This is a genomic window from Paenibacillus sp. J31R120 (assembly GCF_056269225.1).
The window spans coordinates 491055-502765 of sequence record NZ_JBWDNN010000004.1; the positions used below are offsets into that span (position 1 = coordinate 491055).

Sequence of the window (11711 nt, forward strand, 5' to 3'; positions counted from 1 at the left end):
AACAGAATACGAGGGCACACGGGTTGAGAATATGAGAAAACCCTTGTTTGAAAAGATGTACGGTCATTCACGAGAGATTATTCCGCAAGGGGAATGCCGTGATGATGACTTCTGCTCAAATAAGTGTTTTCTTTTTTATTGCCTTCTTTTGCATCACGCTGCAATAACGTTGGCAGCCCTTCCGCCGCAAATCTTGTTTCAGCGCGCTGACGGTTGTGGGGACGGCCATGTTATATAAAAAAAGACAAGTAAAAGGAGAGTTATCCACCCATGCGTTCCATGATGAAAGCACTGATTGTCATTTGCGCTTGCGCCATGTTTGTCGTCGGCTGTTCCGGCAATGGCGGAGCGAAGCCATCCGCAAGCAATGCCGGCAGTAACGGCACGGCAACACAGGTGCCAGCGAAGGAAGCGGACAAGCCTGCAAGGGAGAAGGTAGAGCTCAGCTTCTATTATCCGGTAGCGGTAGGCGGCCCGATCACGGAAGTGATCGAGAACATGGCGAAGGATTTTATGGCTGAAAATCCGGACATTACGGTGAAGCCGGTATACACAGGCAGCTATGCCGACACGATGGTCAAAGCGCAAGCGGCTATCCAAGGCAAGACGCCTCCGGATCTCGCTGTGCTTCTGAGCACGGAGCTGTTCACTTTGCTGGACATGGATGCTATCGAACCGCTGGATGAGCTAATTGCGGCTGACGGCGGCGATGAATATTTGAAGGATTTCTATCCGGCTTTCCTGGCTAATGGCCAGACAGACGGCAAGACATGGTCGATTCCTTTCCAACGCAGTACAATCGTCCTTTTCTACAATAAAGAAATGTTCAAGGCGGCTGGCCTTGATCCGGAGAAAGCGCCTGCGACTTGGGAAGAACTGGCCGACTCCGCAAAGAAGCTGACGAAGGACGGACAGTGGGGCCTTGAAATTCCGTCGACAGGCTTCCTGTATTGGATGTTCCAGACGTTCGCGCTGCAAAGCGGCGACAACATTATGACGCAAGACGGCAAGAAAGTATTTTTCGATACACCGGAAAATGTGCAGTCGATGCAATTCTGGAGAGACCTCGCAGCGGTGCATAAGGCGATGCCGGAAGGCGCGATCGAGTGGGGTACGGTTCCGTCCGACTTTATCGAAGGCAAGACAGCGATGATGTACCATACGACAGGCAACTTGACGAACGTGAAGAACAATGCCAAGTTCGACTTCGGCGTAGCGATGCTTCCGAAAAACAAGCAATACGGTACGCCAACAGGCGGCGGTAACTTCTATATGTTCAAAGGCATCAGCGAAGCGAAGAAGCAAGCAGCTTGGAAATTCATCAAGTTCATGACGGAATCCGAGCGCATTGCTCAGTGGAGTATCGATACAGGCTATGTAGCGCCGCGAATCTCTGCTTATGAGACAGACAAAATGAAGACGTATGCTCAGGAATTCCCTGCCGCTCTTGTAGCGCGCGACCAACTGCAATACGCTTCGGCGGAGCTGTCTACGCATAACAACGGCAAGGTGTCCAAAATTTTTAGCGATGCGATCCAGTCCGTACTGACAGGTTCATCCGATTCTGCTACTGCGCTGAAGAAGGCGCAGGAAGAGGCGGACAAAGCGCTTGCGCCATTCAACAAATAAGCAGGGGGTAACGACATGAAGATGGCGACAAGGCGCAGACGGGCATGGAAGCTGAACGCATTCGCGTGGATGCTCCTGCTCCCCTCGCTCATCTTCCTCCTTGTGTTCACGCTCTATCCGGTTGCGGGGGCGCTGAAGCTCAGCCTGTTCCAGGCTGACCTCGGCACTCCGCAGCCTTCTTATATCGGGCTGGACAACTACAAAAGCATGGCGGAAGATAGCGTGTTTTGGAAAGTGGTCAAAAACAATATTTGGTTCGCAATCGGCACGGTGCCGACGAGCATCCTGCTGTCTCTCCTGATGGCGATGTTTGCGAACAAAGTCATGCGGGCCAGAGGACTGGTGCGAACCGCATTCTTCTACCCGACCGTTGTGCCGATGATTGCGATCGGCAACATCTGGCTGTTCATCTATACTCCGGAATACGGCATAGTCAGCCGATTTCTCGAAACCTTCGGCATCAAGGGTCCCAACTGGCTCGGCACGCCAGACCTGGTCATGTGGGCCATGATTATAATGATTGTATGGAAGGAAGCCGGTTATTTTATGCTGTTTTATCTGGCTGGTTTGCAGAACATCTCCGAGGAGTTGTATGAATCTGCGAGAGTGGATGGAGTTCCAGCATGGCGTGTATTCTGGCGGATTACCTTCCCGCTGCTCATGCCGACGACGCTGTTCGTCTCCATTATTGCACTCACCAATTCGTTCAAGCTGGTCGACCACCTATGGATTATGACCAAAGGCGGACCGGAGAACGCCAGCAATTTATTGCTGTTCTACATTTATGAAACGGCCTTCAGCTTCTGGGACCAAGGCATGGCGTCGGCTCTGACGACGGTCATGATTATTCTCCTGCTATTGCTTGCGGCTATACAGTTTTTCGGCTTCGACCGCCGCATTCATTACAGATAGGAGGAAGCGCTCTATGATGAAGAAAATAAGCTATGGCTTGATGTATATAATGGCGGCGGTCTGGCTCATTCCGCTTGTATGGACGGTATGGACCGCCTTTCGTCCGAAGCGGCTGGCGCTGTCGTCATCCATTTCGATCGATTTCACGCTTTCGAACTTTACTCATGTATGGAACGCTGCGCCGTTCGGAACTTATTACATGAACACGCTGATCATCGTTGCCGGGGTATTTACGGTTCAATTTTTGACGGTGTCGATGGCTGCGTTCGCCTTTGCGCGGGTTGAGTTTTGGGGCAAGTCGGCAATTTTCCTGCTGTTTCTCGCTCAAATTATGATTCCAGCCGATATTCTCATCTTTCCCAACTATACGGTGCTGAGAGATTTGTCTTTGCTGGATACAAAGCTCGGCATTATGATTCCGTATTTCGCCTCCGCTTTCGGGGTGTTCCTGCTCAGGCAGATGTTTAAGACGATTCCGTTCGAGCTGGACGAAGCCGCCCGCATGGAAGGCTGCAGCTTGTGGCAAATCCTCTGGCGCATCTATATGCCGCTTGCCAGACCGGCTTATGTTTCTTTCGGACTTGTCTCGGTCAGCTATCATTGGAACAACTTCCTGTGGCCGCTCATTATTACCAACTCCGTCGAGAATAGGCCGCTTACCGTTGGTCTGGCGATTTTCGCCCAGTCCTTCGAGACAGGGGCGCAATGGAGTGAGGTAACGGCGGCGACGATGCTGGTGATCCTGCCGCTGCTGCTAGGGTTTATGGTGTTCCAGCGCCAATTCATGAACAGCTTTATTCATTCGGGTATTAAGTAAGCTTCAAGGGAGGAATGGACGATGGTCAGCCCGATTATTGCTTCAATTACGAATGAGGAGCAACTGTCGCATGTATGGGACGCTCCGCTTTCCCGCGTCATCCTGATGACAGGAGATATTACGACGCTGGGCGGCATTGTAAGCAAGCTTCACAGCATGGACAAGCAAGTGTATGTCCATATGGAGATGGTGAACGGACTTGGACGGGATGCCTCCGCCGTACATTATATCGCAAGAGAATTTGGAGTGGACGGCATCGTGACGACGAAGAGCCATATTATTGCGGCAGCCAAGCAAGCCGGCATCCGCAGTATTCAGCGCGTATTCGCAATCGATACCGCTGCGGTGGAGACGGGCATCAGGCTGACGGGTACAAGCAAGCCGGATGAAGTGGAGATGATGCCGGGTCTCATGCCGCGCATCATCCGCGAGGTGAAAGCCAAGGTGAACAGACCGCTTATTGTCGGCGGACTGATTCGGTATGAAGAAGAGATTAAAGAGGCGCTGGCTAGCGGTGCGGATTATGTGTCCGTCGGCCATCCGAGCTTCTGGACGTAACGAACGACAGTTGTATAAGCAGGGATCGAGTTGACGAGATAACCGAGGAATCAGGCGATGAACGGGTCCGAGTCATCCGTTCGCTTCGTGTGGCGACTTGGTTTTTTTGTTGCGGCAAAAAAGGAGAACTAAAGTGCGATTTAAGCTTGCTTAGGAGGGGAAAAGGTGGCGATACGTCTTATTGTAAGCGATTTGGATGGCACGCTGTTGTCGCCTGATCATCAGTTGACGAACCCGGTCAAGGAAGCCGTAGCGGCATTCACAAGCCAGGGAGGACTATTCACTTTCGCTACGGGCAGGCCGCTGCTGACGGCTGCTCCGTTTGAGAGGGAGTTGGCACTGGGACTGCCTTATATCTTGTGCAACGGCTCCGTTATTGCGCAAAAGGGTGAGGTGATGGAGTCGGCATCCTTCCTGGCAGAAGACGTCTACGCGCTGCTTGCGGATGCAAGGCAAGCCGGCCTCGATGCGTTCCTGTTCCGGGAGGATGGGGTATTCGTCTTCCGCTCGTCGGAGGCGGTCCGCCGCTATGAAGAGAAGGAGCAAATCGGCTGCATGCTGCTGAATGAACATGACAATGAGTGGAGGGAGAGTTACGTTCAGAAGGTTATTTTAATCGGAGATATGCCGATTATTCGCCAAGTGTGGGCGTTGCATGAATCTGCTCATGCCCGCTTTGCCTCCTTCCAGTCGGAGGCGGACTACTGGGAGATTATAACGAGTGGACAAAGCAAAGGGACGGCCTTGCGCAGAATCGCGGAACGGCTGAACATCAAGCGCGAGGAAATAATGACGCTTGGCAATCAGCTTAACGATCTGGACATGCTTCAATATGCCGGGATTGGTGTAGCCGTTGCCAATGCGCATGAAGAGCTGAAAGCTGCTGCCGATTATGTCTGCAAGCGGGGTTATGGCGAAGGAGTCGCAGAAGCGATGGCCAAATTCTGTCTGTAGGATGACGGACGATGCGACTGTAGTCTGGCATCGTTATCTACCAATGTCGTAACTCAAAATACAGCCTCCGACCGTAACGAAGCCGCTGTTCCTTCTGTAAAGTTGAACTATCAGATTTTACAGGAGGAATGGTCAGGGTGAAGGATCAACCGTTATGGTTTAAAGGCGAGAAATGGACGGTCATTACGGGGCTTCTAGGAATCGCGTTGGCGCTCGTGTGCGGCTTGGGCGCGCTTCTGCTTGGCACGGACGAAACGCCGGGCTCCGGCATGGCCAAAGCTTTTTCATTCAATGCGGCGCTTGGCATCTTCTTGCTGTCAACGGCCGCTGTCAGTCCCTATTCGGGTATGGGCCGGAAGAGCAGAGCCTTCTTCCGCTGGTCTTACATTGCGCTAGCGCTATTTTCTTATTTCGCAGAGACAGTTCAGCATATCCGCGGAGTTAATCCCCGGTTCGTAACGGACGGCTCCGCTTTTGACCTTGCGGTCGCGAATAGCTTTGGAATGGTCGCCATGCTGCTGGCCGTTTTTTATTTGGGCTTTGCGGCGGCGTTTTTCCGGAAGCGTGCCTCGCAGCTGCAGCCAAGCGTCGTATTGAGTGTTCGATATGCTATGACCGCTGTTATGTTTTCTTTTGTAGGCGGCTTCTGCATCTCCATCAACGGAGGCAGATTCATCGGTCTGGAGGGCAATTTAATTTGGTTCCATGGGTTAGGTTTTCACGCCCTGCAGGTTCTTCCGGTTATAGCATGGCTTGTCGTGAGGGGTGCGATGTCAGCGCGCTTGCAGCGAACGCTGATTCATATTGCCGGGGTGTCGTTCATCGGCGGTCTGCTGGCAATCGGCTTGCAAACCTTGCAGGAGAGGACACTGATGGAATGGTCGTTGCTGCCGCTTGCGGCGCTGGCCTTTTTCATTGTGACGACAGCGGCGGGCTTGCGGGCATCTGTCGAAGCGGTTCGTTCGAAGAAGGGGGAAAGCACGCTCGCCGGATAGGGCTTTGCCCTGTACGTTCTCTTGCCTGCTGCCGTGAAAATAGGGTTCTTCCCAACCGATTGATCTTATTTTACAATGACGGTAGCTCTAGGAACGGAATGAACAGGGGAGGACTCTCTACGTGAAAAGCAAGGCAGTGGTATGGTTGGAGCTGTTAGGGGTGTCGACGAAGCTCGGGCTGACTTCCTTCGGTGGGCCTATCGCCCACTTAGGTTATTTTCATGACGAATATGTGCGCCGAAGGAAGTGGATTGGCGAGCAGGAATATGCGGAGCTGGTTGCGTTATGCCAGTTCCTCCCCGGCCCGGCAAGCAGCCAGGTCGGGGAGGCATTGGGCTGAAACGGGGCGGGCTGCTCGGCGGGGTGCTGTCATTCATCGGTTTTACGTGGCCCTCTGTACTGGCGCTGATGCTCTTCGGATGGTACATGCAAGCATCGGGAATGGACGGGAGCGGATGGCTGCACGGGCTAAAGCTTGTGGCAGTTGCGATTGTCGCGCATGCCATCCTGGGCATGGGCCAGAAGCTGGCCTCGGGGCGGCTGCTGGCGACGATAGCTGTTGTGTCAGCGGCATCAGCCTTGCTCTGGCCGACTGCCTTCACCCAGATTGTCATTATTGCGCTGGCAGGAGCGGCAGGGATATGGCTATGCCGGGATCAGCCGGACCAAGCCGGAGCAATCAAGCAGGGGGAGACGGCGCAGGAGTGGCATGCACCGCTGTCTCGACGCTTCGGCATCATCTGCTTGCTGTTATTCGCTGGCATGCTGCTTATTCTGCCATTGCTGCGGGATACGGGGAGCATGATGGCGATGGCCGACAGCTTCTATCGCTCAGGCTCTCTTGTATTCGGGGGCGGGCATGTAGTGCTCCCGTTGCTGGAGGATGAGATCGCAGGACGTGGCTGGGTGAACACCGAGCAGTTTCTGGCCGGATACGGCGCGGCTCAAGCTGTGCCGGGTCCGCTCTTCACGTTCGCGGCTTATCTTGGGAGCGTTATGGCAGGGCCTCTAGGCGCGGCAATTGCTACGATCGCGATCTTCCTGCCGGCTTTCCTGTTGGTCGCGGGCGCGCTTCCCTTCTGGGATACGCTTCGTGGGATGCCGCTGGCGCGCCGGGCGCTTGCTGGTGTCAATGCGGCAGTCGTCGGCTTGCTGCTTGCCGCATTCTATGACCCGATCTGGACGAGCGCCATAGGCTCGACGCAGGACGTTGCTTTCGCCGCGATCCTGTTTCTTCTGCTTTCTTATTGGAAGCTGCCGCCATGGGCTATCGTCTTGATAGGGGCTGCGGGCGGAGCGCTTGGTATCGGAGGATAACAGTCAAATGGAGTTGCTTAAGCCCCAATATGAGGTCATGTATGCCATCTCGCGCGCCTGTCTGTTTACGACCAGTGTCGTTCTCATCATCCTATAAAACAAAAGGTATCTCTTCGGGAGCAAGCGGCCCGTAAGAGATACCTTTATCTTATCTATTTTGTTACAAATTAGTAGATGGAAAAAAGCAACAAATATAAGCCCAGCAGCGTTAGGAATAAGACGGGCAGCGTCAGGATGATGCCGACCTTGAAATAGTAGCCCCATGTAATCCGCATGCCTTTTCTGGATAAAACATGGAGCCATAAGAGCGTCGCCAGCGATCCGATAGGAGTCATCTTGGGACCCAGGTCGGAGCCGATGACATTGGCATAGATCATGGCCTCGCGCAGCGCCCCGCCTGCCGTGACGCCTTCGATGGCTAGAGCGTCAATCATAACCGTCGGCAGGTTGTTCATGATGGAGGAAAGGAACGCGGCGCAGAAGCCGACGACCATCGTAGCGGCGAACAGACCTTGATCAACAGCCCACTGGAACAATGCTCCAAGCTGATCGGTCAATCCGACGTTGCGGAGCCCATAGACGACGACGTACATACCGATGGAGAACACCACGATGGACCATGGCGCTTTCTCTATCACTTCGCGCGTGCGGACAGCTTTGCTGTTGCGAGCGGCGATCAGCAACACAATCGCAGCAGTACCGATTATAGCGGAAATCGGAACCGGGATATATTCGCTTGCCAGATAAGCGGCAAGGAGCAAGGCAAGTACGTACCAGGACAGGGTGAATAGCCGCTTATCCTTGATCGCTGCGCGTGGTTCTTTCAAGCCGCTTCTATTATAGCTCTGTGGAATGCTCTTGCGGAAGAACAGGTAGAGCACCAGCAAGCTGGATAAGATGGCGAATAGCGTCGGGACAATCATACGGCTGGCATACTCCATGAATCCAATACCGAAGAAGTCGGCAGACAGGATATTTACCAGATTGCTGATGACGAGCGGGAGCGAGGCTGTGTCCGAGATGAATCCGCCCGCCATGACAAAGGGCAGTACCATCCGTTCATTGAATCGTAGCGCTCTAACCATAGCCAGCACAATCGGCGTCAGAATAAGCACGGCTCCGTCATTGGCGAAGAAGATGGATACGCCTGCTCCCAGCAGAATGACATAGACGAATAGCCTGCGGCCGCTGCCGCCGGATATTCTGGCGACGTGCAGCGCCGCCCATTCAAAAAAACCGATCTCGTCAAGCAGCAGCGATATGATCATAATGACGATTAGCGCGAGTGTAGCGTTCCAGACGATAGCGGTAACATCCCAGACGTCTTGCAGCGTTACCACGCCCAGCAGAAGGGCGATGGCAGCGCCGCCTGCTGCCGAATAGCCGATATTCAATCCCTTCGGCTGCCAAATCACAAACGTTATAGTAAGTACAAAAATTCCTAGTGCGAGCAGCATGCAATAATGGCCTCCCCGAATCTCAACGACTCATTATAGCGGGCTGCAATTAGGATTGGCAATCACCAGCAAACAAATTTTTTCAACGTGCAACACATCTTTCCAATTGTCTTCATGCGTGGTATAAATGGTAGTGACATCATTCGACATCTACACATTTTCAGGTGAAAAGAGGCTTGCAGTACGATTATGAATCCCGAATTAAACACTTCTTCGCAGACAGCTAAGCGGTCTGCGCGAGCGAAAAAAGCACCCTACTCCAAGCTTCGAAAAGCAAGATACGGGTACTATGGCGTTGCATTTGGATTGCTGTTTTTCATACTGGCACAGTTTGCGGCAAGCTATATGGTGAAGCTGGATACCGTGTACAAGCACAGGCTGAATTACGATATGTTTCTTGCCGATTCCAAGGTGATGGGCATCGCTGTTGAAGAGCTTGCCCGCCATATTAAGGATGAGGGCTTGACCGACTATGCAATACTGATCGGCAATTCCGTAGCTTGGGGCACGAATGAAAGCTCGGACCATTCCTTGGGAAGATACTTGTCCGATTCCGCGACAGCCGACGGAGAAGGCAAGCTGCAGGCCGTATTCAATCTGTCGGCGCCTTCGATGATGGCGGGTGACGCATACACGCTGCTTCTGATGCTCGACGAACATGGCATCAAGACGGATAACGTTATGATCGGACTAACGTACTCCTCCTTCGTAGGGGGGAATCCGGGCGTGCGGAAGGTGTTCTGGCTGGGCGATGATTTGAAAAAAGAAGATCCGGCTGTATTCCAGAAGGTGCTTCCGCATCTGGAAGCGACCGGCTATAAAAATGTGACGGGCTGGAAGGAAACGGAGCATAACGCGATCGCTGCACTCTCAAAATGGGTGCCGGTTATCCATTATAAAACCGTAATTCCGGAATCAATTAAGCAAATGGGCAAGGATAGCGACTTGATGGGCGATCCGCGCGCATGGAATGAAAAGCAATTTTCGGAGAACTGGATTACGTCGCAGCAATATTTGAATTTCTTTAATCCGGAGCCATTCGATATGTCGGAGGCCAATTGGAGCGTCTACTTCATGAATCGGATCGCCGAGCATCAACAAGGGAAGCGTCTTTTTGTATTTGTAGCAGGAAGCAACGGTGAGCTGTCCAAGAAGGAAGTCACGCATCCCGGCTATATCGCCAATACCGAAAAAATCGATACCTATCTATCGGAGCTTGGCGGGGAATATGTCATGCTGCAGGATCGTATTGATCCGGACTTATTTACCGATCATGTTCATCTGACCAAAGAAGGCAATCAACTGCTTGCCCGTATCATTTGGGACGCCTGGACGGGCAAGGAGGCCTAATCATGTTATTTAATTCACCGACATTTCTCATATTCCTGGCCGTCGTCTTTGGTTTGTATTATGCATTGCCTCGCGGAAGAATGGTCATTCTTGCGCTGGCGAACGCCGCATTCTATGCTTATGCAGGATTTGGCTACTTCCTGTTGTTCGGCGCAATTGTAGCGTCTGTGTACTTTATATCCAAAGGACTGCATGGTCCAAGAGGGAAGCTTGCGCTTGGGCTGGGACTGGCCGTTGTGCTTGCGAATCTGTTGTTCTTCAAATATTCGATGTTCCTGCTGGAGAATATCGAGAGCTTGCTGGGGATGACCTTCTCTCTGCAAGGAACGGCGTTCGACGACCGCAGTATTGCGCTGCCGATCGGCATCTCCTTCTACTCGTTCCAGCTCATTGCTTATCTGGTCGATGTGCACAGAGGGCAGCTGAAGCCTAGCCGCTCGTTATTGGAGTTTTGGGTCTTTATCTCCTTGTTCGCACATTCTGCGGCAGGTCCCATTCTGCGGGGCAATGACTTTATTCCGCAGCTGCGCAAGATCAGCTCCATCTTGTTCCGCGCGCCTCGCGTGAAGCTGGGTCTGGCGTTCATCCTGCTTGGCCTGTTCAAGAAAGTGGTCATCGTCGAGCAGGTCGCGCCGTATGTGAATGACTATTTCTCCAAAGCGCAGACGCTTACCGGAGTCGAGTCATGGATTGCTTCCTATTTATTCGCATTCCAGATTTACTTCGATTTCTCGGCATATAGCGAAATGGCGGTCGGTATCGGCTTCCTGCTGGGCTTGCGCCTGGATCTGAACTTCAAGACGCCTTACCTAAGCGCGAGTCCGGCCGAGTTCTGGAGAAGATGGCATATTACGCTGTCACAATGGATTCGCGACTATATCTTTATTCCGCTGGGCGGCTCGCGAGTAAAGAACTGGCGCATATATGCCAACCTTATTGCCGCGATGACGATATCCGGCATCTGGCATGGCGCAGCCTGGACCTTCGTGATCTGGGGTCTCTATCACGGCCTGCTGTCCGCGGGACATCGCATGTACGCCAAGGGCATCGCTCGTCTAGGCTGGAAGAAGGCGCTGGACAACAAGCTGTACAAAGTGTTTGCGATCTTCGTCTTCTTCCATTTGACTGTAGTCGGCTGGGTATTCTTCCGAGCGAATAGCTGGTCTGACGCAGTCTACATGCTGAAGAAGATGACGATGCTGGACGGCGTGCAGTTAACAAAGGCGCATCTGCTGCTGCTCGCGGTTGCAGCGGGATTGTATGTGCTTCATATTATGGAATATATCGTCGTATCCCGATTCAAGAAATGGTCGCTGGCATGGCAGTTTAGCGTGCCTTCCATTGTACGGGGCGCGGTATATGCGGTCATTGCCATTGTGCTTCTCTTCTTGTTGATGAAGGGTGAATCAAGCAGCTTTATCTACTTCCAGTTCTAGCGGCTTCCATAAACTGCTTTTCCATAGGTATAGATCTCTCTCAATATGAAAGACTAGAGAGTGGGGGAGCAACCTAGGAAAGGAGCGAAGCCGATGGAATTCACACTTGGCGCGGACGAAGTCGTTCGCCGGATTAAGCAGCTGCAAACGAGCGGAGGATCTACCAGCAAGAAGCAAGTGAAGCAGAGTGATCCTGAATTAATGCGGAATGCGCTGTTCTATTTTCCTAGCTGGGATCATGCCCTGAAGAATGCGGCTCAGCTGTAACCAGCAGACCCATGCTATA

General features: G+C 52.7%; 10 protein-coding genes and 1 pseudogene. 10 read left to right on the forward strand and 1 reads right to left on the reverse strand.

All coding sequences use genetic code 11. The annotated features are described in order from the left end of the window. Positions 1-270 precede the first annotated feature (270 nt). From AC0YNW_RS17680 to AC0YNW_RS17710, 7 genes and pseudogenes are all read left to right on the forward strand, one after another. Complete coding sequence (locus AC0YNW_RS17680; RefSeq protein ID WP_475833049.1) at positions 271-1629, forward strand: ABC transporter substrate-binding protein; 1359 nt, start codon at positions 271-273, stop codon at positions 1627-1629. 21 nt (positions 1630-1650) lie between these two features. Next, positions 1651-2541 carry a carbohydrate ABC transporter permease gene (locus tag AC0YNW_RS17685; protein WP_387471678.1) on the forward strand — a complete coding sequence of 297 codons (891 nt, stop codon included), beginning with the start codon at positions 1651-1653 and terminating at the stop codon, positions 2539-2541. Positions 2542-2554: 13 nt separating this feature from the next. Next, positions 2555-3358 carry a carbohydrate ABC transporter permease gene (locus AC0YNW_RS17690; protein ID WP_387471365.1) on the forward strand — a complete coding sequence of 268 codons (804 nt, stop codon included), beginning with the start codon at positions 2555-2557 and terminating at the stop codon, positions 3356-3358. A 21-nt stretch (positions 3359-3379) separates the two neighbouring features. Continuing rightward, entirely contained in the window at positions 3380-3916 is a 537-nt protein-coding gene (locus AC0YNW_RS17695; protein WP_387471367.1) for a glycerol-3-phosphate responsive antiterminator, read from the forward strand. A 165-nt stretch (positions 3917-4081) separates the two neighbouring features. Continuing rightward, a complete protein-coding gene (locus AC0YNW_RS17700; RefSeq protein WP_387471369.1) occupies positions 4082-4870 on the forward strand; it encodes a Cof-type HAD-IIB family hydrolase in 789 nt (262 codons plus the stop codon). Between the two features lie 137 nt (positions 4871-5007). Then, the gene (locus AC0YNW_RS17705; RefSeq protein WP_475833050.1) at positions 5008-5865 is read left to right on the forward strand and encodes a hypothetical protein; all 858 of its coding nucleotides are present in this window, start codon (positions 5008-5010) and stop codon (positions 5863-5865) included. Positions 5866-5986: 121 nt separating this feature from the next. Next, positions 5987-7182 (forward strand): annotated as a pseudogene (locus AC0YNW_RS17710) (chromate transporter). A 167-nt stretch (positions 7183-7349) separates the two neighbouring features. Here AC0YNW_RS17710 and AC0YNW_RS17715 read toward each other — a convergent pair. After that, entirely contained in the window at positions 7350-8639 is a 1290-nt protein-coding gene (locus tag AC0YNW_RS17715; protein WP_475833051.1) for an arsenic transporter, read from the reverse strand. 189 nt (positions 8640-8828) lie between these two features. Here AC0YNW_RS17715 and AC0YNW_RS17720 point away from each other — a divergent pair, with 189 nt between their 5' ends. From AC0YNW_RS17720 to AC0YNW_RS17730, 3 genes are all read left to right on the forward strand, one after another. Continuing rightward, positions 8829-9989, forward strand: coding sequence for a hypothetical protein (locus AC0YNW_RS17720; RefSeq protein ID WP_475833052.1), 1161 nt, complete (start codon positions 8829-8831; stop codon positions 9987-9989). 2 nt (positions 9990-9991) lie between these two features. Continuing rightward, complete coding sequence (locus AC0YNW_RS17725; RefSeq protein WP_475833053.1) at positions 9992-11425, forward strand: MBOAT family O-acyltransferase; 1434 nt, start codon at positions 9992-9994, stop codon at positions 11423-11425. Between the two features lie 93 nt (positions 11426-11518). Further along, entirely contained in the window at positions 11519-11692 is a 174-nt protein-coding gene (locus tag AC0YNW_RS17730; protein WP_475833054.1) for a hypothetical protein, read from the forward strand. Positions 11693-11711 lie beyond the last annotated feature (19 nt).

Coding starts and splice junctions, on each gene's coding strand:
- AC0YNW_RS17730 (WP_475833054.1), top strand. CDS start 11,519: ATGGAATTCACACTTGGCGCGGACGAAGTCGTTCGCCGGATTAAGCAG.
- AC0YNW_RS17685 (WP_387471678.1), top strand. CDS start 1,651: ATGGCGACAAGGCGCAGACGGGCATGGAAGCTGAACGCATTCGCGTGG.
- AC0YNW_RS17680 (WP_475833049.1), top strand. CDS start 271: ATGCGTTCCATGATGAAAGCACTGATTGTCATTTGCGCTTGCGCCATG.
- AC0YNW_RS17695 (WP_387471367.1), top strand. CDS start 3,380: ATGGTCAGCCCGATTATTGCTTCAATTACGAATGAGGAGCAACTGTCG.
- AC0YNW_RS17715 (WP_475833051.1), bottom strand. CDS start 8,639: ATGCTGCTCGCACTAGGAATTTTTGTACTTACTATAACGTTTGTGATT.
- AC0YNW_RS17690 (WP_387471365.1), top strand. CDS start 2,555: ATGATGAAGAAAATAAGCTATGGCTTGATGTATATAATGGCGGCGGTC.
- AC0YNW_RS17720 (WP_475833052.1), top strand. CDS start 8,829: ATGAATCCCGAATTAAACACTTCTTCGCAGACAGCTAAGCGGTCTGCG.
- AC0YNW_RS17725 (WP_475833053.1), top strand. CDS start 9,992: ATGTTATTTAATTCACCGACATTTCTCATATTCCTGGCCGTCGTCTTT.